At 70.8% G+C, this 22,857-nt stretch carries 17 protein-coding genes; 1 reads left to right on the top strand and 16 read right to left on the bottom strand.

The annotated features are described in order from the left end of the window. Nucleotides 1–8 precede the first annotated feature (8 nt). The 15 genes from ABD255_RS01565 to ABD255_RS01495 all read right to left on the bottom strand — a co-directional run bounded on the left by ABD255_RS01565 (nt 9) and on the right by ABD255_RS01495 (nt 19,590). Nucleotides 9–3,419: a hypothetical protein gene (locus ABD255_RS01565; RefSeq protein ID WP_344208920.1), complete on the bottom strand. Its 3,411-nt coding sequence runs from the start codon at nt 3,417–3,419 to the stop codon at nt 9–11. Beyond that, nucleotides 3,416–5,887 carry a baseplate J/gp47 family protein gene (locus ABD255_RS01560; RefSeq protein WP_344208918.1) on the bottom strand — a complete coding sequence of 824 codons (2,472 nt, stop codon included), beginning with the start codon at nt 5,885–5,887 and terminating at the stop codon, nt 3,416–3,418. Before ABD255_RS01560 ends, ABD255_RS01565 begins: the two co-directional genes overlap by 4 nt. Further along, entirely contained in the window at nt 5,884–8,271 is a 2,388-nt protein-coding gene (locus tag ABD255_RS01555) for a baseplate J/gp47 family protein (RefSeq protein WP_344208916.1), read from the bottom strand. Before ABD255_RS01555 ends, ABD255_RS01560 begins: the two co-directional genes overlap by 4 nt. Further along, on the bottom strand, nt 8,268–8,633 hold the full coding sequence (locus tag ABD255_RS01550) for a GPW/gp25 family protein (protein ID WP_344208914.1): 366 nt from the start codon (nt 8,631–8,633) through the stop codon (nt 8,268–8,270). The genes ABD255_RS01555 and ABD255_RS01550 overlap by 4 nt, the downstream gene beginning before the upstream one ends. Further along, nucleotides 8,633–9,109, bottom strand: a complete 477-nt coding sequence (locus ABD255_RS01545) for a hypothetical protein (protein WP_344208912.1) — start codon at nt 9,107–9,109, stop codon at nt 8,633–8,635. The genes ABD255_RS01550 and ABD255_RS01545 overlap by 1 nt, the downstream gene beginning before the upstream one ends. A gap of 16 nt (nt 9,110–9,125) precedes the next feature. Continuing rightward, nucleotides 9,126–9,812: a phage baseplate assembly protein V gene (locus ABD255_RS01540; protein WP_344208910.1), complete on the bottom strand. Its 687-nt coding sequence runs from the start codon at nt 9,810–9,812 to the stop codon at nt 9,126–9,128. Then, nucleotides 9,809–10,954 carry a phage late control D family protein gene (locus tag ABD255_RS01535; protein ID WP_344208909.1) on the bottom strand — a complete coding sequence of 382 codons (1,146 nt, stop codon included), beginning with the start codon at nt 10,952–10,954 and terminating at the stop codon, nt 9,809–9,811. Before ABD255_RS01535 ends, ABD255_RS01540 begins: the two co-directional genes overlap by 4 nt. A gap of 6 nt (nt 10,955–10,960) precedes the next feature. Then, nucleotides 10,961–11,236 (bottom strand): hypothetical protein, encoded by a 276-nt coding sequence (locus ABD255_RS01530; protein ID WP_344208907.1) that lies wholly within the window; start codon nt 11,234–11,236, stop codon nt 10,961–10,963. Nucleotides 11,237–11,265: 29 nt separating this feature from the next. Beyond that, on the bottom strand, nt 11,266–11,979 hold the full coding sequence (locus ABD255_RS01525; protein ID WP_344208905.1) for a hypothetical protein: 714 nt from the start codon (nt 11,977–11,979) through the stop codon (nt 11,266–11,268). Then, a complete protein-coding gene (locus tag ABD255_RS01520) occupies nt 11,969–12,277 on the bottom strand; it encodes a hypothetical protein (protein WP_344208903.1) in 309 nt (102 codons plus the stop codon). Before ABD255_RS01520 ends, ABD255_RS01525 begins: the two co-directional genes overlap by 11 nt. Further along, the gene (locus ABD255_RS01515; protein WP_344208900.1) at nt 12,274–14,277 is read right to left on the bottom strand and encodes an ATP-binding protein; all 2,004 of its coding nucleotides are present in this window, start codon (nt 14,275–14,277) and stop codon (nt 12,274–12,276) included. The genes ABD255_RS01520 and ABD255_RS01515 overlap by 4 nt, the downstream gene beginning before the upstream one ends. After that, a complete protein-coding gene (locus ABD255_RS01510; RefSeq protein ID WP_344208898.1) occupies nt 14,274–15,458 on the bottom strand; it encodes a Pvc16 family protein in 1,185 nt (394 codons plus the stop codon). Before ABD255_RS01510 ends, ABD255_RS01515 begins: the two co-directional genes overlap by 4 nt. 1,066 nt (nt 15,459–16,524) lie before the next feature. Further along, the gene (locus tag ABD255_RS01505; RefSeq protein WP_344208895.1) at nt 16,525–17,469 is read right to left on the bottom strand and encodes a T4 family baseplate hub assembly chaperone; all 945 of its coding nucleotides are present in this window, start codon (nt 17,467–17,469) and stop codon (nt 16,525–16,527) included. 4 nt (nt 17,470–17,473) lie between these two features. After that, a complete protein-coding gene (locus ABD255_RS01500; protein ID WP_344208893.1) occupies nt 17,474–17,974 on the bottom strand; it encodes a phage tail protein in 501 nt (166 codons plus the stop codon). 35 nt (nt 17,975–18,009) lie between these two features. Further along, nucleotides 18,010–19,590 (bottom strand): phage tail sheath family protein, encoded by a 1,581-nt coding sequence (locus ABD255_RS01495; protein WP_344208892.1) that lies wholly within the window; start codon nt 19,588–19,590, stop codon nt 18,010–18,012. A gap of 94 nt (nt 19,591–19,684) precedes the next feature. On the opposite strand from ABD255_RS01495, the gene ABD255_RS01490 reads away from it, so the two are divergent. Continuing rightward, nucleotides 19,685–20,452 carry a glycosyltransferase family 2 protein gene (locus tag ABD255_RS01490; RefSeq protein WP_344209075.1) on the top strand — a complete coding sequence of 256 codons (768 nt, stop codon included), beginning with the start codon at nt 19,685–19,687 and terminating at the stop codon, nt 20,450–20,452. Between the two features lie 311 nt (nt 20,453–20,763). On the opposite strand, the gene ligA is transcribed toward ABD255_RS01490, so the two are convergent. Further along, nucleotides 20,764–22,758 carry an NAD-dependent DNA ligase LigA gene (gene ligA / locus ABD255_RS01485; RefSeq protein WP_344208891.1) on the bottom strand — a complete coding sequence of 665 codons (1,995 nt, stop codon included), beginning with the start codon at nt 22,756–22,758 and terminating at the stop codon, nt 20,764–20,766. Nucleotides 22,759–22,857 lie beyond the last annotated feature (99 nt).

The following is a 22,857-nucleotide window of genomic DNA, read 5'->3' as shown; positions in this document are numbered from 1 at the left end:
ATGCCTCCTCAGTCGACCCTGATGATGCCGGTCACCAGACCGGCGGGAGTGAACTCGGCCAGCCGCCGGCGGAAGCCGGCCAGACGGGCGGTGAGCTGCGCCGACCCGAAGGCCCCGAGCTCGCCGCCGTCCTGTGCGCCCGCGCTGATCGCGCGGTCGCAGTCCTCACGCAGCCGCCACCACCCGGGGTCGCGGCGGTTGCGCGACACGATCCGCAACGGCACGTCGAAAACCACCCGATGCGCCTGCGGCAGGACCGAGTCGCCGGTCGCACGGGCGTACCGCACGCACCCGTGGAAGCGGTCCTGCACCGTCACGTCGCCGTCGAAGATCACCGTGTCGGCCTGCAGTTCGCGGGTGGTGACGGTGCCGCCGACCGAGACCCGGGTGAGCTCTGCCCTGGCCGACGGAACGTCGATCGCGACGCCCGAGGCGGCATCCACCACGCTGTCCTGCACCGCGAGCGTGCCAGGCCCGGTCAGCCGCAGCCCGGCCGTCTGGCACAGCCGTACGTCGACGCGCCCACCCTCGTCCGGCGTGGTGCAGGAGATGGTGTTCTCGGCGTGCAGCATGGTGGTCAGCTCGATCCGGACCTCACGCGACGGCGGCACGACCGGTCCGGCCCAGCCAGGGCCACCCAAAGCGATCCCGCACAGCGCCACCCTGTCGTAGGTCACGGCCGCGGCCGGTGGTGCCCAGCCGGCCACCTTGTCCACCAGCACGATCGGTCGCTGCCGTTCGGCGGCCTGCAGGGTGAGCCGCAGGGTGACTGAGTCTCGCGCTGCCGGGTCGGCGGGACCCCGTGGCCAGCGCGGGGTCTCGCCGGCATAGGTGGCGTCGTCCTCAAACTGCACCACCTCTTCGAACAGCCGGCCGTTCTGATCGCCGGTGAGGGCGGCCCAATCGGCGGAGATCGCGTTCAGGGCTGCTGCGAGCGTGGAGTAGCGCGGGATGGCGTGCCAGTCCGGCGGGGCGTCCCGGTGCAGGACACCGCTGCCACAGACCAGCCGGGTCGGGCGGGGAAGGCGGCGATCCAGCACCGGTTCGCGGGCGGCGGGCAGTGCGCCTAGGTGGATTGTGGCGCCATCCTCGTAGCCGACCGTGACGGCGGCGGGAACGGGCGGCCCTCCGGGAGGCCCGGGCGGCCAGCTGGGCAGTCCGTCGGCTGCGCTCATGGAGACAAGCCCGTGCGCGACGTCTATGTCGAGGCGGCCGGGCCGGGTCGGAGCGAGCAGCAGCGGCGGTGAACTGGTCGGGTCCTCCGCGTCCCAGGCGCACAGCACGCGGCGGTGCACCCTGCGGCGCTGCAGCGCGACCGGTCCGGCCAGCGGCGCGACCTCGCCGAGCGACATCCGGCGTAGGGCCGTCGACCCGCTTGCCCAGGTCGAGCCGTCCGCTCCGATCCGGACCGGCTCGGTGAGGTTGGAGTACACCGGATCGGTCGGCCAGAACTGCGCTCCGGCAACGGGTGCAGTGTCGAGCTGCGGTAGGTGAACGAGCACGGTGCGGCCGTCGTCCGTGGTCCAAGCCAGCTCGCCCGGCCAGGACGAAGCTCCCGTCGACGAGGACTCGAAGCGGATCGCGATGGCGCTGCGGCCGGCCTCGTCCCTGGCCAGCCGGGCAATCGCAGCGACGCGATCGGCCAACTGGGCAGCCGGTACGGCCAGGCCCGCGTCGTCCAGCACGTCCCAGGTGGCGTCGACCGGGTCCGGACCGATCCAGGCGAGGCGTTGGAAGGGCCGGAACACTGCGCCACCAGGTCGCTCCAGTTGGAGCGCCAGCGTGAGCGCGCAGCGGGCGGACGGCGCGATGCCGGCGTACCCCGCAGCGGTACGGCGCACTGCCCGGACGCCGTGCAGGAGTGCCGGGCCGCGGCCCGGTGCCGGGGCCTGGTTCAGCATCACCGGCTCGGACCGCGCCGCACCTGGTGGCCAGGCGGCACCCGGTCCGGTCGTCGCCAGCGCGGACGGCGCCAGCCGACGCTCACCGTCGACCACCGGGTGGTCGACGAGCGCCCCACCTTCTTCGATCCGATAGATGCTGCCGTCGAGTGCGACCAAGGCGAACCACTCGCCGTGTACCTGGACGGGCGGTACCTGGACGTGCAGAGCCCCGGTGAGGAAGCCCTCGCGGGCCAGGTCGGAGTCCGTGGTCTCGGTGCCGGCGGCCGGACCTCCACCCTCGATCGCCACCGTGGCGCCAGGAAAGAACCGGCCCGCGCCATCCGGGGTGGACAGTCGCAGCATGACGACGCGCACGCCACCAGGGTTGGGCGCGGTACTGGAGAACGACTGCACGACGCCGGACGCATCGAGGTCGATGAAGGCTCGCTGCGCGAACGAGCCTGCGGGCGTCGGATGCCAGGCCGTGCCGGTGCCGGACAACGAGGCCAGGCCGAGCTCCAGCCGGACCGTGCCGCGCCAGCCCCGGCTGGGCCGGTCCAGCATCGTGATCGTGACTGTGCCCTGGGCCAAGGCCCGCGTGGCGGGACCTGTCGAGGGGGCCCGGGCGGCACCGGGCACGGGGCCGGACGGCACCGCGACGCCGGCCGCGACGCCGCACAGCCGGACAATGAACCCGCCCTCCGCGTCGAACCATCGCCCCGGGTCGGCGGCGAAGTGCTGCTCAGGGATGCGGTCGGTGAACGGCCGCCGATCTCCGGTGGGACGCCGGGCTCGCAACGCGCGCCGCGACCCCAGCGGGTCGACGACGTACCGCAGGTCGGTGCCTACCCCGGTGCGGTTCTGCGGCGTGGCGGAGGCCAGCGGGAAGGTCAACGTCGGAAACATCCAGTGCGCCAGATGCCGTGGGTGGTTGCGGCCGGTGCGGGCACCGACAGCGCGAATGTCAACCGCGTGCGCGAGCGCATCCAGCGGCCCGCGGGTCTGCTCGGCGACCACAGCCGGCCGGATGTCGACCGCTGTCCGCTCCAGCCGCAACAGGTTCAGGTCCTGCGCGAGCTGCACCCGTTTCCAGCCCTCCTGCAGTACGACGGCCTGGCCGGTGAGCTCTCCGCCCATCTCCTCCAGGGCTGTCGGCGTGCCCTTGCGCCGCCGCCACCCGACCGTGCCGCGCACGTCCCGCCGGTTGGACGCGGCGTCCGGGAAGACCAGAGCGGTACCGACCATCTGGGCCAGATACGGGATCATCGCGTCGCCGGCGGTGTCCACGAACAGGTCGGCATGCAACTCCTGCACGCTCTGCCGGACCGTGGCCAGCGGGGTCGCCAGCACACAGAGCAGCCGTAGCAGGTCGGCGCGGCCCTGCGGCGGCAGATCGGGCAAGCGGTACATCGCGGGGAGCGCCTCGAAGAGCCGCATCGCCAGGTCGGCGGCGACATCCACGTCGTACGGGTGATCTGCTAGCGCCTCGCCGATCAGTCCGGACGGCACGAAGGGCAGGTGCGCGCCGGCAGTCATCGCGGCCTCGCGGCGACCGTCACGCCCAGGTTGCTCGGCAGCAGGCGCAGCCAACCTTCCAGCGCGGGCTGAACGGCGTCGGCGATCCCGGTCCCGCCCAGCGAGGCGAAACGTGTCACGCGGACGGAGAGCACGCCCGGCAGACCCTCCAGCAGCGCGTAGACCTCGCTCAGGAACCCGGGCCCGGCCAATTGCTCGGCGGGGAAGGAGAACCGAGCGCCGAGGGCAGCCCGCACCGCCGAAGCCACCGCATCGGGCAGCCAGTCCGGATCCGACTCGACCTGGACGACGAGCTCGATGTCGTGCGGCGACGGCCCGCGCAACGTCAACGGGACACCGGTGTCGCGGCGTGCGTCCAGGAAGGCCCGCACCGCGCTCATCGGATTCGGCGGATCGCCCTGCGCGGTCGCCACCACCAGTACGGCACCCTGCCGCTGGTCCCACCGCGCCGCGGCCCGGGCGATGCCGGGCATGGTCAAGGCCAGGTCGGCGAGGTCGGAGACCGAGACGGCCCGGTCGAATGTCCGTATCCGGCGCGTTGCCTGCGACCGGACGTCCTGCGAACTCGGTGGTTCCGTGCCGCCGTGGACCGGAGTCAGGTTCAGCACGTGGTCCAGCAGTGGGTGGGCCCGCTTGATCCGGCTGAGCCGCCCGGCGTCGACGTTGCCCACTGTGCCGCGGCCGACCCGGTAGGTGGCCTCGACCACTGCCCCGGCCGGCGGGACGGCACCGGTCCGCCCGTCGCCGAACAGGACCGCGGTCACTCCCTCGGCGTCAAGGACGATGCGGTAGTGACGGTCGTCCGGGCCGCTGCCGGCGAAGTCGGCCACCCGCGCCCAGCGCACGCCGGCGACCCGCAGTTCCAGCTCGGGCTCGGCACCGGCAGCACCGGGCAGATAGGTCAGCCCCGACTCCTTCAACGGCCTCCGCTGGAACGGCGTGACCCCGTCCGACGACGCCAGCTCCTCGCGTACGGTCCTGCCGTGCGAGACCGCCGCTACATTGGCATGCACCACGAGCCGGTCAAGAGTCCAGGCCTGCGGCGGATCGGGGGTCAGCGGATCCCACTCCACCCGGGTCACGTCGGCCTGCTCGTCGAGCTCGACCCGACGCAGCCGGACCACCTGGGCGGCGCCGCTCGACGGGTCGGCGAAGATCATGGCCCGGCCCGGGGCGAGCGCGGGCAGCACCCCCGGCAGCAGCAGGGGCTGGCTGAGCGTGTCGGAATTCGGCACCGCGGCGGCGAGCGGCGCACGCACCTGCCAGCCCGTCGCCCAATCGGTCTCGACCGGCTGAGCCGCACGCCCGACGGCGCGTCCTTGCTGATCGGTGACCCGGACCACGGTGACGGTGCCGGACAGGTGCTGGGTCCGGGTGACGAACTGCTTGACGGTGGCCGGCGCGACGGTGCTCACGAAGCCGCCGTCCTTCGGCGTGATGGTGACGACAGCCGGAGTGACGTCGACCTGTTCGGCCCGATTCAGCACCACGGTGGCGAGGCCTTCCGCGACGAGTCGGAACACGTCCAGCCCGGCGCCGGTCGATCCCAGTACCCAGTCTTGGCCCGCAGGGCGGGACAGCTGGTCGGCCAGATAGATGTCATCGTCCCGGTACGGCGCTTTGTCGGTGCGCGACACGGTGAACCACCAACGGAGGTTGGCGGTGCCCTCGACGTTCGTGGCGGTGCGGATCGCCGTCGGCGGGTAGAGCACCGGATTGGCGCCCATACCGAAGGATCGGCTGCGTAGCTGCGGATGCGCGGTGACCAGCGCACCGCCGGTGGAGCCGATCTCGTCGGCGACGCCCTGCCGCAGGCGGACCATCGTCTGCCCGGACGACTCCTCAGCCGCGTCCACCACGAGTCCCTGCCAGGAGGTTCCGATCAGGACGATCTGGTCGCCCGGTTCCAGCCTGTGCCCGACCCCGTCGAGCACCAGCGACGTAGCGCCCTGCGGCACGGTCTGGCCACGAGTGGCGTGCACGGGCCGCAGCTCGTTCAGTGTCGCGTCGACGGTAACGTCCTCTCGTGTCTCGTAATCCTGGGCCTTGGCCTCGCCGACCGGGATGCTCGCCAGCGGCTGTCGGGCCGGGATCACACCGCTCACCCCGGCCTTCGTGAACAGGGCTGCGTACCCCGAAGCCGCCAGCCCCGGGTCGGGTTCGGTGCCGAGCCGATGTGCGTGCCGGACCAGACTGGACGGCGCCTGCGCCGTGCTGATGAACGCCTCCCGCGCGAACTGCCGCTGGTAGACCGCCAGCACGTGCCCGACCAGCGCCGAAAGCTGCATGAAGGTGTCCGCCACGTCGGCGGTCCGGTTGGTGCCGCGGCCCAGCGCACGGACGGCGACCTGCTGCTCGATGTTGAGCAGCTCGGCGTACGCCAGCGGCAGGTAGTCCAGCCGATCCTGGGCATCGGTCCGCGACCCGCCGGTGGAGCGGTCCGGGTGTGGACGAGGTGGGCGACTCACGGCGTCACCACTTGCGCCGGGCCTGCGTCCACCAGGAACGGTTCGGCATCGACGTCCAGGCCCAGAGCCAGTACCTCGAGGCTGCCGTTCTCGGGGACCTCGGGATCGGCGTCCATCCGGGCGACCGCACTGCGGCCGAGTGCGATCACGTCGCGCACTGCCGGCCCCGCCACGTCGCCGAGCGGGGCGAACCGAGTGGCCTTCACCGCGCGCACTCCAGGGATGCCCTGCACGTACGCAAGCAGGTCGCCGAGGTGGACAGCGTCGCCGAAGCTCAGCCGGTCGGGGTGGAACCAGCCGGGCCGGGCGTCGCTGCCAGGCCTCAGTTCGGCGAGCACCCGCTCCCGAACGACGTCCGCGGGGACTCCGGCGGCCGCGCACACCTCGAGCGCGACATCGAGTGGCACGTACTGCGCGGCCATCACCACCTGCTCGCGGCCCGCCATACGCAACCGGTTCAGGTGCTCCTCGACGGCCTGCCGCAGGCGCAGGTCGAGCTCCTGCGAACCCTGCGGATCGATCAGGACTGTCACGGTATTGAAGAGCCGACCACCGCCCCGCGCGGTGGCTCGTCCCACTCCGGGCACCTGCATGGCCACCTGCGCGTAGTCCTCCAGGGAGACCGCCCGTTGCAGGTCGCCATGGTGCAGCGCGGCCGGTACGTCCTGCCGGATCCGCTCCAGCGACGCTGGTGGCCGGGAGCCGAGTCCGGGCGTCACGTTGGTCACGCGGACATCGCCGAGCGCCTGAAGCGTCACCTCCTCGTCGGTGCCGGTGGCCGGCGGCACGATCCGGGTCAGCGTGTCGAGGCCGGCGTCGCCAGTCCCCGCGGTACCGAGCCGGTAGGCGATCTCGATCAGCGCGGACGGCATATCCGGCGCCTCCAGGGCGACCTCATGTCCGGAGACGCCGTCACCGAAACCGAGCCAGACGGCACCGTCCTCGTCCGCTTGGGCGGTGTAGTGCAGGTCGTAGGAGCGCGAGGCCCGCAGGTGCTCGACCTGGGTCCATGCCTGGCCGGAGACGCTGACCTGCACCGCCGGTGCCGTGCCCACGCCATCCGGCAGATCGTCGTACGCCACTGGCCATTCGGGCACCCGCAGAGAGCGCAGTTGGAGTGCGCCGGTGCTGCTCCGTGCGGCGACGGTGGAAGGATCGTCAAGCGCGAGACCGACCCGGCCCGATGGCGGGACGCCGGGCGCGCTGGTCGCGATGCGGGGCAGCCCGGCCCGGGCGTCGACGAGGTTGGCGTGCAGCTTCAGCCGCGGCCCCTGCCACGGGCTCAGCGCCCGAGTCAGCGGATCGGTCCAGCTGATCCTGGTCACCCGCGTGGGCTGGTCCGTGAGCGGGTCGAAGTCGTCAGCAGGGTCGGCAACCCACCCCGGCTCGACGAATTGCTCGACCGGCCGGTCCAGCGTGACGACCTGCCAGAACGATCCCTGCACCAAGGCGAGCCGGTCGCCAGTGGTCAGGTGCACGTCGTGGCCGAGGACGAGCAGGCTGCGTGCTCCGGCCGGCAGCTGTGCGTCCGGCGCACCGGGAAACGCTGCGGGCACCAGCCGGTCCGAGGCGTGCTCGGCGGCGACCGGCGTACGGGCCGTGACCGCAAACGCCACAGGGACCTCGTCGGGGCCGGTCGGCATCCGCACGCTCAGCCCTTCCGGCACGAATCCGGAAACGGCTGGGTCGAACGCCAGCACGGTGCTCGCCGTACGGCCGTCGTCCAGCCGCTGGCCCAGCAGCGCGGCGTGCTGGCGCAGCGAGAACCGCTGCGTGGCAGTCTCGATGAACGCCTCGGCGGCGACGCGGTCCTGGTAGTAGCTGGTCAAGTCGCCGGCCCACGCGAGCAGCTCGAGCAGCACCTGCTCGAAGGCGGCCGAGGACAGGTCGGTCACGTCGGGCGCGTTGACGCTGACCCAATCGGTGAGCAAGGCGACGAAACCGGTGTAGTCCTTCGTGAGCAGGTCGACCGCAGGAGGCTGCATCGGCTGCAGAGCGGCCTGCGCGGAGCTCGGTCGGCAGTCCCCGCAGGAGCAGTCGATGGTGAACCAGAAGGTGGCCGTGGCGTAGAACGGGTGCAGCGGCGCTCCCCCGCCGTCGGTCAGCGTGAAGGTGTACGGCGCATGGTCGCCCCAGCCGTCGAACTCGACGCGGACCTCGAGCGGCGCCGTTACCGGGTCCACGCGGACCCGGTACCGCGGCGGCGGTCGGCGCATGCCCGAGATCCGGACCTGGTCGGGCCGCAGCGTGCCGACCGGTTGGTTGAGGTGGGCGACCAGGATCACCGGCGGCGTCGCCGATGTCTCGATCGTGATCGACAGGTGCCGGATCCCCTGCCACGGCGTGCCGTCGAGATGGCCGCCGTCCCACACCAGCGCGGTCACAGCGCGATCTCCAGGGTGCGGGCCGCGCGATCCACACGGCGGGTGTAGCTGATGACGACCAGCAACTCCCCCTCAGCCGGGCCTATCTGGGTGTCGACCGCCCCCACCTCGGCCTCGGCGCCCAGCTCACGGCGCAGGCCCTCGGCGATCCGGAACTCCACCGCCGCGGCGGTCAGGTCGTCGAGCTGCTCGAAGACGGTGCGGTTCAGACCGACTCCGAAGCGCGGGTTGTTCACCCGCTCCCCTGGCGCGGTGAACAAGACCGCGAGCACCTTGTCCCGCAGGTGGCGGTCGGCGTCGTCGATGATCGCGATCGCGCCGCGCTCGTCGCGCAGCTTGAACGGCTGGTGGATGAAGGCCATCACGACACCGGCGCCGGCGGTGAGATGACGGGCGGGAAGACCACGATCGTGGTCAGAGCCAGGGCCCAGACGGCCTGCGCCATCCGGTCGGCCCGGTCGGACGTCGCGGTGTCCAGGTCGGCGAACACACCGGTGAGGGCCGTCTGTGCGAGAGCCGGGCCCAGCGGTGGCGATGCGACACCGGGCCCGAAGGCTTGACCGGCCATATAGGCCACGAGCGCCGTGGCCAACAGCGCACCCGCCGCCTCGGCTCGCCCGGCAGCCAGAGCGGCCCCGGCGCTGGAGGCGAGCTGGCCACGTCGCGCCGTCGCAGTCGAGCACGGGTACGGCCCGGCCGTGGCGTTCGCGAACCAGCTGCTGACCGCTGCGGCGAACGCGTCGCCCGAGGCGGTGGCGCTGTCGGCGTACGGGCCGTCATCCGCCGGCAGCCACCGGTCACGCAGGCTGCTCGACAGACTCGCAGAACTCAGTGCCATCGTCTCTCCCTCCCGCTCACTCGGTGGTCACCTTGGCCGACAGTTGGCTGGACGACATCGCCGTCACGGGCGGCCCCGACGGCCCGACACCGGTGGGATGCGTGTGCGCGTTGAAGAAGGTCATGAAGGTGTCGCCGAGCACCACCTTCTCCGCGGCCGACGCCCCCAGCTTGATCGTGTCGGCGCTCACCACGACGGTGCCGTCCTGCTCGAAGCGCACTGAGGTCTTGCCGTTCCCGTTCTTCAGCAGCACGACCTCACCGTCGTCGTCGAAGGTCAGCTCGTGTCCACCAGCCGTGCGCAGTACCCAGCGGGTCGGCGACGGATCCTGTCCGTCCGACTGCGGGGTCTCGGGACCGGTGGCAGAGCCCAGGTCGTCGGCTCCGCCGGTGCTGGTCGGCGCGCCGTAGAAGCAGCCGCTCCAGATCGGCTGGGAGATGTCTCCCGCCGCGAACTCCATCCATACGGTGGCGCCGACCGACGGCAGGAACAGCAGTCCGGTGTCCTTGGCACCACCCGCAGGCAGGCACGGCAGCGCCCACCCGGTCTGCACGTCCTCGCCGAGGACTGCCGGAACGGTCGACCTGATCCGGCCGATCTTCAGTGGGTCGTCGGTGTCCGCGACCACGCCGTGGTACTTGCCGTAGAACCTCGCCACCGGCCACGCGCCGTCCGGATCGTGGTGTCGTGCGTCCTGGATCACGTGGCGGGCACCTCCTCGGCGGATTGGCCGAAGCGTTCCTGCCCGCTCTGACCGGTGGCGTTGCGCAGCGCCGCGAAGGTCTGCAGCAGTCGGTTGTCCTCCATCGTGGTGCGCACCGATTGCACGTAGTAGACGCCCGAGAAGCGTCGCCCCACACCGCGGACCAGGACAGGACGACGGGCCCGCAGCAGACCGCGGTACAGCGCCGGGTCGAGCTCGGCTCGCAGCTCGACCACGAACCGGGCATCATCGGTGGCCGCTGACGCCGCCGGACCGAGCGCCTCGTCCAGCGGCGGCGGAGCGGTCAGCTGCGCGGTCGCCGTGGCAGCACCGGCGGCAGTAAGGCCGGAGGACACCGGTCCTGCCGCTTCGTCGCCGCCCATGACGTCGCGGACGGGATCGCCCGCGGCCCGGATGATGCGCTTGCCTATCGGGTCGATCGCGGCACCGGCCACCGTGACCGGTCCGGTGGCCAGCAGCTGCACGTCGGCCCAGTTCAGGCAGGCACCTTCCTGCAGCAGGACCACGTCGGGTTGGGGCCGGCCACCCACGTCGGGTGCGGTGAAATGCCCGACCAGGCGGCGGGAGTTTTCGTTGTACTCGAACCAGAAGCGCATCCCGTTGCGGTGCGCCAGGTGCTGCAGGAACCGCCAGTCCGTGGCGCGCTGGGTCAGCCGCTGCCGGTCTTCGTCGTACTGCGCCTGGGTATCGTCGGCCTCGGCCGCGATCTGGTAGCCGGACAGGATCTGGCCGACAACGTCGCTGTCCTTGACGTTGGGCCAGGCCGCGATCTTCTCCTCGGCGTCCAGCACCACCGCGGCATCCATCGCCAGGACTTCGAGGTACGCGTTCTCGGCAGCGGTCTCGAAGTGCGGGCGAATGTGCGTGCAGTAGCCATCGAACAGCCGCTGGAGCAACCCGCCGGGCGGCTCCATCTCGAGGGCGATCGCCGCGCCGGGCTCGAACAAGCTGTCGTCCAGCGGGCCGAACTCACCGTTGGCCCGCTGGACCAGGCTGAAGCGCAGCGCCAGCACGCTCGGATCGCAGTCGCTCTCGCGCACCTCGACGCGCGTGAGCTGCGCGAGCACCCCCGAGTCCAGGGCGGTCCCGGCGACGAGGACGTTGATGCGCGGCGACGGCATGGCGGCCTACTTGTCCGGAGGGATGAGAACCGGACGGCCCGGCACCAGGACGTCGAACGGATCCAGGTCCGTCGCGGCGTCGCAGACCCGCCAGAACCGGGTCGGGTCGCGGTAGTAGCGGAAGGCCAGCAGGTCGAGCCGGTCCGCGTCGGTGGCCACGATGCTCAGCACGCTGCTGGTGGGTGGCGTCTCCCGCAGGTCCAGCACCTGTTCGGTGCCGCCCCGCCCGTCATCGGCGGTCAGCACCGGGGTGTGGGTGTAGCGGCTGCGCCGATCGATCACGCCGGAGTCTCCCTTCTCGTGGTGTTCATCTACAGCGGCAGGATGTTCGAGCCCTGCGCCGAGGTGTTGGCGTAGTACATCTGCGCCAACTCGCGGCGTCGGGACCCGAGGTTGTCCAGCGCGGAGCGCACCGCGAGGTCGGCCCTCGCCTCGGCCTCGCCGAGCACCTCCAGCGCGGCCTCCAGCTCGGCCCGAACCGGGTGCAGTTCGGAGTTGTGCACCGACTCGTCGATCTTCAGTGAGGTGATCCGCACCGGCAGGATGCGCTTGCGGCCCCACACCAGCAGCACAGTCGGCCTCGGGCTGGCCGCTCGTACCGCCTCGGTGCCGTCGGAGCTGGCGTCGGCGTCGGTCTGCGCCGGGTACATCAAGTCCTCGATGGCGGCGATCTCCGGCGCGATCCCGTACTGCTCGTCCAAGCTGTTCACGGCTGGATCGCGGTCGGCGAAGTCGAGCCGGATGTGCACTGTGAAGCTCTCCTTCACCGACGCGGCCGCAGCGTCCGCCGGGGCCTCGCCCGCGGGCGGCGGGACTGCACCGCGCCCGCTCTCCACGCCGGCCGGGCGCTGGCCACTCTCGGCCGCGACCGTGCGCGACAGTCCCTCGGGGTTGAACCGGAACGGGATCACCCGCCGTTTGGTCGGGTATCCGCCCGGCTCGTAAGCGATGAACGCGGCCCGCAGGAACTTGGGCTCGCCGCGCGGCGCGGTCCCGGTCGACAGGAAGTTCACCTCAGCGGTCATCGACGCCTCCCGGTAGGGCCGGCCCGTCCAGCAGCCGGCGGTAGAGATGTTCTGCGAGCCTGTCCGCGGCGCCCGGGCCGCCTAGCCACTGCGGGTCGAGCGGACCGACGTCGAGGAATTCCAGCGCGATCGACGGCGCCGAGCCCGCCAGCCCCAGCGGTGCCTGGGACAGCCGCCCGGCCAGCAGGGCCAGCGCCTTGCGGATCGTCTCCTCGGCCTGTTCCGCACGCTGGTCCTGGCCGATCTCGACCGCGATCCGGTCGATCCGCAGCGACACGTGACCCGCGCCCGCGTTCATCGCGCTCTGCCGTTCACGGGAAGCCCGGACGCCTCGGCGAGCTGGCCGAGCACTCCGACGTCGGCAGGACGGCCGGCCTTGAGCAGCTCCCGCTGTGTGGCCCGGGCCAGATGGGCGACCGTGATCCGCCCGGACGGCGTCGCCGCCGCCAGGTGCGCCGCGGCCAGGCCGATGTTGTGAATCGCCCCGCCGCTGAGCTGGAACCGGTCGGCCATGACGTCGAGCGGCAGGTCTCCGTCCCGCCACCGCTGGGGCGGCAGCGACTGGTCCCAGAGGCGGCGGCGCAGGTCGCGGTCCGGCGCGGGGAAATGCACGATGAAGCGCAGCCGGCGGACGAACGCGGCGTCCATGTTGCCTTGCAGGTTCGTGGTCAGGACCGCGACGCCTTCGTACGCCTCCAGCCGTTGCAGCAGGTAGCCGACCTCGATGTTGGCGTACCGGTCGTGCGCGTCCTTCACCTCGGAACGGCGGCCGAAGAGCGCGTCGGCCTCGTCGAACAGCAGCAGGCCGTGCCCGGCCTCGACCTCGTCGAAGATCTGCGCGAGGGCCTTCTCGGTCTCCCCGATGTACTTCGACACCACCTGGCTCAAGTCGATCCGATACAGGTTCAGGCCGAGCTCGTTGGCCAGGCAGCGTGCGGCGAAGGTCTTTCCGGTGCCGGACTTCCCCGCGAACAGACAGGTCAGGCCGGTGCCGACGGGATCGCCCGCGCCAAGCGCCATGTCCCAGCGCACCCGGTGGCTGGTGCGCTGCCAGGCGATGATCTCCTGCATCTGTACAGCGAGCGCGTCCGGCACCACCAGGTCGGTCATTCGGGCGTCACTGGTCACAACGCTGACGTAGCGCCCCATCCGGCGAGCCCCCTGCGCGCGCACCCGGGTTGCCAGCAGGTTGGCGTCGGCCGGATCGCTCAGATCCTCGACCTCACGGATGGCTGAGCTCGCCTCCTCGATCCCGACTCTGAAGCGCAGGGCCATCGCCTCCGCCTGATCGGCCGGGAGCAGGCCGGACCAGATGCGCTTGGCCGCCGGATGGTCGATGACCGGCACGTCGACCACGGCAAGGTCCGCGGTGTCAGCGCTCTCGTCCACGATCACCACCAGCCCGGAGGTAGCCCGGGCACTGCGGCTCAGTGCATCCAGGACTCCTGGATGCGCGGCGGTCAGCGGGTAGAGGTCGACGACTGGCAGGGCTCCACCGCTCCGGTCCGCGGCGCGGGCCAGCTCGGACGCGGCGGGCAGCCGGACCGGTTGGTCAGCCTGCTGGGTAACGGTGATCAAGGCGGCCGCCCGGCCCTGGTCGGTAGCGACGTCGCAGGCCAGCTGCCGCGCTCCCCGCCGAGATATGCCGCGCAGTACCAGCAGGCCACGTCGCTTGAGCAACAGCCGCGCCGGACCGACGACGTCCTCGGTGAACCCAGTGATTCGTTGTGCCGGGACGACGATCGCCCGGAACCCGTCCAGCTCGCCGCCGGTGTCCGCCGCCGTACCCCCGGCGTCGTGTGCCAGCGCCGCAAGCTCGGCCGCGCTGAGGCGGATCGGTTGCTGGCTGTGTGGCACCCCGGGCGGGGCGTCCTGCAATTCGACCAACCCGAGAGCTCGGGCCTGGCCGCCGCCCAGCACCGCAGCCAACGCCTGCCGGTACGGCGTCTCGCGGATCCCTCGCAGCAACCGTGCTGCAACGGTGGGAGTGGGCAGTTGTAGCCGAGCCTCCTCAGTGAGCAGGCTGACCGCGGCCGCCGCTTCGGGATACAGCTCGACCGCGGCGCACAACATCACCAGCCAGTACCCGGAGGCGCTCAGGCCGAGCTCGTCCATCAGTCGCTGCCGTACGGTGTCTGCCTCCCCCTCATGCTGCTGCAATTTCCGGCGCAGCGCGGCACGTGCCTCAGGCTTCGCCCGCCAGCCGTCCTCCGCGGCGGGCACCTGGTTGTGCGGCTCGGCCAGGTGGCAGGCGGCGGCGAGCAACGCCGCGTCGCGCATCAGCACCATGCCGCTCATCGGCTCAACTCCAGTACCACGTACGGGGTGTAACTCTGCCCGGTCAACCGGGCCGCCAGCCGCCAGGTGCGGATCGGGACGGGCAGAAGCGCCAGACCGGCGTCGGAACGCACGGTGACAGCCCCGGCTCCACCAGGGGTGAACGGCAAGCTGTGCACCTCGGTGGGTGTGGCCACGCCTCGATCCGGCCAGGCGACGATTTCCTGTACGGCGCCCAGTTCGGCGCCGGTCAGAACGAGATCAGTTGCCGGGTCGTGGACCGGGTCCGGCGGAGCATCCAGGGTCGGCGTGTCCGCGATCAACTGTGCGGTCGCCGTACGGCTGGTCAGTCCGGATGCGGCGACCGTGAACGGCTGCATCCCCACCTGCAGAACACTGAGCCCGCCACGACTCAGGTCGAGCACGGCCGCAGTTGTGCCCCTGTCGCCGGCAGGCCCGAGGGTGAGTGCCGGGTCGCCCGCGGGAATGTGCAGTCCCGCAGCCCACACGGCGTCCAGGGCCGCGTCGGTGATGACATCCAGCCGGATCCGTCCGCTCGGCCTCGCGGGCTGTGGGGTGATCCGCACAAGCATGGGTCGCTGCCCCACCGGCTCATCGATCGTCAGGCCACCGGGGCGGACCTGGGGCGCCGCCGGGGCGTCCGGCCGGCGGGAGACCAGTTGCACCGGTGCTACTTCGAACAGCGCCCACGGCTGCAACTGCTGCGTGATCGGTGTCCACACCTTGTCGATCTGGTCCAGTGTGACCGGCACTTGCGTGACGGTGAGCTCCCCCAGGCCGAGGTCCGTGAACACGCCCGGCGGCGATCCCGGATTCGTCGACAGCGGCAACTGCAGGGACTGCACGTCGTGGTACAGCGTCATGATCTGGCCCAGTGCGTGGTGTGCCGCGACCGGGTCGTCGGCATCCGCGCCCGAGGTGGTGACCAGATAGAAGCATGACAGCGATAGCGGCGGCGGGCGGCGGTCACCTCCTGCTCCGGCCTCGGCCGGATCGTTGCGGTGACCAGGCTGCGGCGTCGTGTACAACAGGGTGATCCGGGCACCGGGTTCGGTCGTGGCGCTCACCTCGCGTGGCGCGCCCGCCTGCACGTCCTGGATGCCGGTCTCCTCGCGGATGTGCTCGGTCATCACCTGGGCGACGTCGTGGAGGCCGCTGAACAGCGCGCCCACCGTCACCACCCCCCTGAGCGCAGGCGCAGGCCGGGGTCGATGGCATGCCGTCTGGGCGATATGACTCTGCGAGCAGGAGAGGGCGCCGGCCGGGGTGCAGTGCGGATCTGCACCGCACCGATCTCGATCCGAACGCTCCGCGGCTGCGAGGATGCGGCGATCGGCGGGACGGTCGGGCGGGCTTCGGCTGCCGGCCGAGCGGGCCTGCTGGGGCTCGGCCTGGCTGGTGCCGGGACGACCGCCGGCGCCGCGGCTTCTGTGCGGCTCTCGACGCGGCGGGTGCTTGTGGAGGCCGCCTCGTTGTCGGTGGAGGCCTGGCCGGCAGTGGCGGCGACCGCGACAGCATGGGGCTTAGCGTCAGCCCTGTCTGTGCGGCGTTCCACCGGCCGGTCCTCTCGCTCGACCACCTCGGGCGACACAGCCTTCTCTGCTGCGGCCGGTCCTGGAGTCAGCGGTCGGACCGGCTCAATGGGGCCTTCGCGACGGGCGCTGGCGCGTCGGCCCGGTACGGCGGCCCGGTGGACCGGTGCGACCGTCGGCGGCCCGTCGTCCTGCGGCGGTGCGACCGGCGCGGAGCGCCGCTGCGGCATCCCGCTGCGCGGCGGCGGGGGCGGGCTCGGCGCGGTGGCCGGGCTGACCGGTGCGCTCACCCGATGCGGGACAGGGGCAGGCGTTGCGCGATCTGGCGGGCGCGGCGCTGCCTGAGAGGCGGCGGTGCTGCGGGTCGGCCGCGCCGGTCGCGTCGGCAACGCGGGGCGTGGTGCTGGTTCCGGCCGCGATCCCGGATCAACCGCGGGCGGCGTCATCGATCGCCGCGGTACCGGAGGTGCGGCGGCAGGCTCGGAACCGCTGCCTGATAAGCGATTCGGGGAACCGGTCGGCCGGATCGGCAGCGCGATCTCGACGCCCCGGACGTTGCGGCGAGCAACGACCTGCACCGGCTCGAAACGCGCCGGCCACGAAGTGGCGGGACCGCCGCGCGCGGGGCGCAGTACGGGCGTGCGCTCGCTCCGTCCGCGGTTCGCGGGGCGATGGGGTCGCAGCGGCGGAACCGCCAGCCGGTCGACGGCGACCATCAGCGCGCCTCCAGGTGCCCCGGCGTCAGGACAGCTCGTCGCCCCAGGCGGGGTTGGTCAGCCCGGCGAGCAGCGCGGCGTCCGCCTCGGCCTCGAGCTGCAGCAGGTAGGCGGTGCGACGGCGCAGCGGGAGGTCCCAGATCTGGGGTTCCGACCAGTGGTAGGCCAGCGCCAGCCGATGCACGTCGTGGAGCAGACGCCGAGCCTGCCCGGTCATGGCGAAAAAAAAAGCTGGGTACGTCGAACGGCGCTGTGAACGCCGAGCCGCAATGGACGCATTTCAAGGACATCTGCAGGTCCAACTGCGGGAGATGCTCCTCGATCGCGTGGTCCAGGGCGGCTCGGCGACGAACCGGCATGGCCCGCGCCGCGGCGAGGTCGAGGCTCGCCCCGTTGTCGTCTCGCACGCACCGGGCGAGCAACCAGGTACGACGCTCGGCGGGGTTGTCGATGCCGGCGTCCAGCAGGTCCTCTTGGTCTCCTGCCGTCGGCAGCCTGACCTCGACGACGTCACCCGCGCCGAGGTCGAAACGCTCCGACCGCGCGGGGGCGGTGAAGCCGAGGTCGAGCGCGTCCAAGGAGAAGGTCGCCTCGTTGGACCCGCTGCACGACGGACAGGTGACCTCCGCCTCGACGTCCGGACCGAGCGACATCCGCCTCAGCCGGACGAGTTCGCGGTCCCGCTCGGCCACCAGCAACTGGCGGACTCGTTCCCGTACGTCGTCCCCCGGCTCCGCGCCAGGTGGAACGCAGCAGCGCGCGAGCACCTCGTCGCAGACCCGCGCGGTGTTCGGCTCGTGCTGATGACGCTCCAGGTACTCCTCCTCCCAGCCGGTGAGTTCGCGCAACGGAAGCTCGGCAGGCTCCGTCGAACCTGCAGGCACCGGCGAAGCGGTACCTTCGGTGGTGCGCAGCGGGCTCTCGAGCCGTTCGCGGGCCGACATCGGCTCAGGTCTCGATCAGTTCGCGCAGCGCGTCGGAGACGGAGAAGCCCTCGTACTCGATCTTCAAGGTGGAGATCGCCACCGCGTTGGCGTTGGCGTCCATCTCCGGCAGGGCCTGGAACTCGCTGACCCACGCGCGGTGCAAGGTGAACTCGATCACCGGGACGGCCTGCATGTTGAGCACCTCGACGGTGACTTCCTTGCGGTAGTTCTTCAGCGACATGGCCGCATCGCCGCGCGGAGTGTTGACCTGATCGGCCCAGCTCATCAGCTGCGGGTCATGCGTCAGGCCGACCTCGAAGGTGATCGGCTCGAACTTCGTCCGGCCTGGCATCTTGCGGATCACCGACGGCCCGCCGGCCTCGCGCCACTCGATCGTCTCGGTGGTCCGCTTGATCGCCGACATCTTCGACAGCCCCGCGACGTAGATGTTGTCCCACTTCACCCGGAACTTGAAGTTCTTGTACGGGTCGAGCCGGTGGGTGTTCACCGCGAACTGGACCATGACCTCCCCCTAGCTGCCGTCCGCTGAGTCGTCTGTTATGCCGTCGCCTGAGTCTTCTGACTGAGCTGGACGACCACGAACTCGGCCGGCCGCAGCGGTGCGAACCCGACCAGGATGTTGACCACACCCGCGGCCTGGTCAATCGGCGTCGTCGTCTCGGAGTCGACCTTGACCTGGTACGCCTCGTCGCTGGTCCGCCCGGCGAAAGCCCCCCGCCGGAACTGGGTCTCCATGAAGGCGCCGATCGAGGCCCGCAGGCTGGACCACAGCGGCTCGTCGTTGGGCTCGAACACCGCCCACTGGATGCCGTTGTAGATGCTGGTCCGCAGGAAGATCGCCGTACGCCGGACCGGTACGTATCGCCACTCGCTGCTCGGCATCATCGTCCGGCTGCCCCAGACGGCGCGGCCCGCACCCGGGATCGTGCGTAGGGCGTTCACCCCGACCGGGTTCAGCTCGTCGCTGTGCAGGTCGTTCAGCTGGTGCTCCAGACCGACGGTCAGCGCGAGGGTGGCCTCGGTACCGGCCGGGGCTTTCCACACCCCACGGCGCCCGTCGATGCGGGCGAACACGCCGGCGACGAACGGGGCCGGCGGCAGAGTGATGGTCGGGTTGCGGCCGACGCCGGCGACGTCACCCACCACCACGTGCGGCCAGTACATGGCCGAGAAGTTGCTCGCACCCAGGCTGTCGAACGCCAGCAGAGTCGCCGACGTGGCGATGGATGCCGTCGCCGCGGTGCGCTGTCTCGGCAGGTCGCCGACGAAGAACAGGTCGCGGCGTGGCCGGCCCTCGGCATAGGCCACAAAGGCGCTCACGTAACTGGTGTAGTCAGCCGACTGGCTCAGCAATGCGTCGCAGGTCGCGACGAGCAGGGCTGCGTCGTCCACTCCCTCGAGCTGTTCGGCCAGTAGAGCGCTGTACTGCGCGAAGCCGAGGTCCTCACCGCCACCGACGCCCCCGCTGAGGGCGGTCGCTCCGAGCACGATGTCGCTCTCGCTCGGCGCGGTCGAGGGAGGCGAGCCGAGCAGGTCCAAGGTGGGCGCCGTGACCGGCGTGCTGTCATCCCAACGGATGAAGCCGCTGCGCTGCAGGATGTCCACCACGTAGTTCTCGTCGCCGGGAACCACCGACAACCGGTCCCAGGTCTCCACGACGCGGCGTTCCTTGCCCGGGTCGGGCGAGTCGTAGACGACGACGATGCGGAACCGACTCGCGTCCACTCCGCTGGGAGCGAGGAACGCGACAGCAACGGACTCACCCCACACTCCGGGCGAGCTGGCCACGACGCTCTCGCGGCGGGCCGGTAGACCGGCGTCAGCCCCATCCATAGCGCGCAGAACGTAGGCGGTCGAACCACCGTTGGCGTAGAAGGCGTCCATCGCGTACGTCGTGAGGACGCGTGTCGGCTCGGCCGGCGGACTGGCCTCCCGAGCGCGGTAGTAGCCTCCGAAGAGGCGCTCGTAGTCGGCGCGACTGGTGATCTTGGTAGGCCCCAGCGGGCCACGCTCGGTCTCACCGACGAAGATCGTGGTGCTGGTCGGTGCGCCCTCGATCGAACGGAGACCAGCGGGTATCTCCGTGACGTAAACGCCGGGGTGCAACAGCGTCACCATGAGCCGACGGTAATGGCTGATCGAGGCATTATCTAGGTCCAACCAACAATGGCATCGCCCTTCGTCGGGGGCGGCGAACCGTGGCGAGGTGAGCATGGCCGGGCCGAACGACACGCATGAAGTACGCGGCGGGCCCGCGATCGCTGTACAGCAAGGGGTTTCGGAAGAAAGCCGCACTCAACTTGTCAGCTGCCTGTGTGTCACCGAAAGCCGTCGCGCCTTCTGGCCGTGGCTGTGGTGGAACTTCGAGAAGCAGGATCACCCACACCGCGAACTGGTGGTCGTCGACAGCTCGCCTGAGCCGATACCTGTGGCCGATCCGCGGGTGCGCGTGGTGGCTGCGATGCCTGGCTCGACGGTCGGCGCGAAACGCAACATCGCCGTCCGGTCCGCGCGCGGCGCGATGATCGCGTGGTTCGACGACGACGACTGGCAGCATCCTCGTCGACTGTCGATCCTGGTCCGCGCATTGGCCACCCATCGACTGGCCGGTGGACTGGAGAGCTGGTTCGTGGAGCCGGCCGGACGCCGCGCGCGCCCCTACCACTCCCAGCTCGATGTGATCTTCAACGGGCTCGGGGTGCGCAAGGACGAAGTCGCACAACTGATCTTCGACGAGCACAAGCCGCGCGCCGCCGACACGGCCTGGGTGCGCGAACTGTCCCGGCGGGTGGGCGGAGACATCGCCATCGTGCCCGAGGTCCTGACCTGGTGGCTCTGCCACCGCCGCAACATCAGCAACCCGGCCACGAAGTACATGTTCGCCCAGTCGCTGAGCATTCCCCGGGCACGAATCGGCGAATCCGATTGGGCGGACACCGACGTACACCTGGACGCTCTGATCTCGCGCCTACTCACCTGACGGCTGGATCCGACTGCGCCTGCCGTGACCATCAAGATCCAACGCCGAGCCAACGACACCGACCCATGATCCACAAACCACGCCAATGATTGACACCGTGCGTCCCCGCCTACACCAAGCGAACTGGGACTCGAAGGCTCTTTGCCCGACTGGTTTCTGGCCAGCAAACAGTGCTGAGTCTCGTGGACCCCCATACTCGACCGCGCAGGTCTCACTTGAAACACACCGCCAGGGCATCCTTCTCCTGAGAGATCGGCCCGTCAGGGGCGGTGGTTGATGGCCGGGTACGCCGATCTCGCGTCCGCTGGCGATCAGAGAGTGATGCCGGCGGTGAAGAGTTGGGGCCAGATTTCGGATTGGTCTATGACTTCGACGCCCAGTTTTTCGGCTTTGGTGAGTTTGGAGGCGCCGACGTCGGCGCCGGTGATGAGGTAGTCGGTGCTCGCTGAGACCGACGAGGCGATGGTGGCGCCGGCCTTCTCGCAGAGGCGCTGGAACGCGGGGCGGGCGACCTTCTCGCCGGAGCGGGGGTCGCTGATGGCGCCGGTGACGACGAGTGTTTTCCCGGCCAGGGGGGCACCCGCGGCTACGACCGGTGGGAGGTCTTCTTCGCGTACGTCGAGGGACACGCCGGCTTCGCGGAGGCGTTCCAGTTCCGGGCGGAGGCGGGCGAGGTGCTCGACCAGAGAAGCCGCGACCTTCGGTCCGATGTCGTCCACGGCGACCAGGCCGTCTTCGCCGGCCTCGGCTACTTCTTCCAGGGAGCCGAAACCCGCCCGGCACAGACGGGCTGCGGTGCCTTCGGAGGCCATTGGAATGGCGAGCCCGATGAGGGCTCGGCGGAGGCCGACCTGGCGGCTGGTGTCAATGGACTCGATCATCCGGGCGGCTGAGATCTCGCCGATGCGGTCGAACTCCAGCAGCCCTTCCTTGGTCAGGTGGTAGAAGTCCGACGGGTGTTCCAGGATCCCTGCCTCGGCCAGCCGCTCGATCCACACTCCACCGATCGCGTCGATGTCGGCCGCCGCCCGTGAGGCCCAGTGGATCAGCCGTCGTACGGTTTGGGCCGGGCATGCGACGTTGGTGCAGAACAGTTCCCGGCTGTTCCCCTGCTCGGTCAAAGGCTGCTCGCACGACGGGCAGTGAGTGGGCGGCACGATGTCGCGCTCCGCACCGGTACGCCGGGACGCGTCGAGCACGCCGGCGACGAACGGGATCACGTCACCGGCTCGGCGCACCAGCACGGTGTCGCCGATCTTGATGCCGCGGGCCCGGATCACTTCCTGGTTGGCCAAGGTCGCGCGGGTCACCGTCGTACCGCCGACGAAGACCGGTTCGAGCCAGGCGACCGGGGCGATCTTGCCCGTCTTGCCGACATCCCAGACCACGTCGGCCAGCACGGTGGTCTTCTCCTCGGCGGCGAACTTGTACGCCAGCGCACCGCGCGGCGAGCTCGAACGGGTCCCGGCCGCGGCGAAGGCGTCGCGGTCGGCCAGTCGCAGTACGGCGCCGTCGAGGTCGTAATCCAGGTCGTTGCGCTGTTGCTCGATCGTGGTGATCACATCCTGCGCCGCGGCCGCGTCGTCGCAGTGCCGCATGTCGGCGACGGTGAACCCGAGGGTCCGCAGCGCCCTGTCCAGGTCGGAGTCCGTGCTGTCGAGATCGGTGTGCAGATCGAAGGCGAGGAACTGCAGACGGCGCTCAGCGACAGTGGCCGGGTCCTTCGCGCGCAGCGTGCCCGCGGCGGCGTTGCGCGGGTTGATCAGCGGCTTGTCCGCGTGGGCGGCGTTGTAGGCGGCGAAGGTGGAACGCAGCATGACCGCCTCGCCCCGAACCTCGACGCGACCCGGTGCGTCGACCTTGACCGGAACACCGTCGGCCAGTGCCTTCACCAGCGGGGTCACGTCGTCACCGGTCGTCCCGTCGCCGCGGGTGATCGCCCGGGCGAGCTTCCCGTTCTCGTAGACCAGGGCCAGGCTCAGGCCGTCCAGCTTCGGCATAACTACGACCGACCGGCCAGGGAAGCGCTTGAAGAAGGCCTCGACCTGCTCCGGGCGAGTCGCCTTCTCCAGGGACAGCATCGGGCGCGAGTGCCGGACCGGCGCGTGCAGCACGGTGGGCGCGCCGACCTGGTCCAGCGGGTTCGGATCCGGCGTCAGCTCCGGATTCGCCTCGATCAGCCCACGCAACTCGTCCTCGATCGCGTCGTACTCCGCGTCCGCCACTGCCGGCGCACCCCGGTAGTAGGCGTCGCGCAACAGCACGATCTGGTCGGCGAGCTCCTGAATCCGTTCTCCAACGTCCACGACCAGGACGCTACCGGTGGACACCGACAAACACCGACGCCGCCTGCTGTTCCACCGGAGACCGTGGCATGCCGTAGGTACGTGGCATGCCACAGATAG

The sequence above is a fragment of the Kribbella sancticallisti genome, assembly GCF_039530625.1.
Classification (GTDB): domain Bacteria; phylum Actinomycetota; class Actinomycetes; order Propionibacteriales; family Kribbellaceae; genus Kribbella; species Kribbella sancticallisti.
This window is presented reverse-complemented; position numbering and strand designations above follow the sequence as displayed.

What these genes read in the sequence shown, in the direction of transcription:
- ABD255_RS01565 (WP_344208920.1), bottom strand. Translation starts at nt 3,419, where the DNA reads ATGACTGCCGGCGCGCACCTGCCCTTCGTGCCGTCCGGACTGATCGGC.
- ABD255_RS01550 (WP_344208914.1), bottom strand. Translation starts at nt 8,633, where the DNA reads ATGGCCTTCATCCACCAGCCGTTCAAGCTGCGCGACGAGCGCGGCGCG.
- ABD255_RS01545 (WP_344208912.1), bottom strand. Translation starts at nt 9,109, where the DNA reads ATGGCACTGAGTTCTGCGAGTCTGTCGAGCAGCCTGCGTGACCGGTGG.
- ABD255_RS01535 (WP_344208909.1), bottom strand. Translation starts at nt 10,954, where the DNA reads ATGCCGTCGCCGCGCATCAACGTCCTCGTCGCCGGGACCGCCCTGGAC.
- ABD255_RS01525 (WP_344208905.1), bottom strand. Translation starts at nt 11,979, where the DNA reads ATGACCGCTGAGGTGAACTTCCTGTCGACCGGGACCGCGCCGCGCGGC.
- ABD255_RS01520 (WP_344208903.1), bottom strand. Translation starts at nt 12,277, where the DNA reads ATGAACGCGGGCGCGGGTCACGTGTCGCTGCGGATCGACCGGATCGCG.
- ABD255_RS01515 (WP_344208900.1), bottom strand. Translation starts at nt 14,277, where the DNA reads ATGAGCGGCATGGTGCTGATGCGCGACGCGGCGTTGCTCGCCGCCGCC.
- ABD255_RS01505 (WP_344208895.1), bottom strand. Translation starts at nt 17,469, where the DNA reads ATGTCGGCCCGCGAACGGCTCGAGAGCCCGCTGCGCACCACCGAAGGT.
- ABD255_RS01500 (WP_344208893.1), bottom strand. Translation starts at nt 17,974, where the DNA reads ATGGTCCAGTTCGCGGTGAACACCCACCGGCTCGACCCGTACAAGAAC.
- ABD255_RS01495 (WP_344208892.1), bottom strand. Translation starts at nt 19,590, where the DNA reads ATGGTGACGCTGTTGCACCCCGGCGTTTACGTCACGGAGATACCCGCT.
- ABD255_RS01490 (WP_344209075.1), top strand. Translation starts at nt 19,685, where the DNA reads ATGGCCGGGCCGAACGACACGCATGAAGTACGCGGCGGGCCCGCGATC.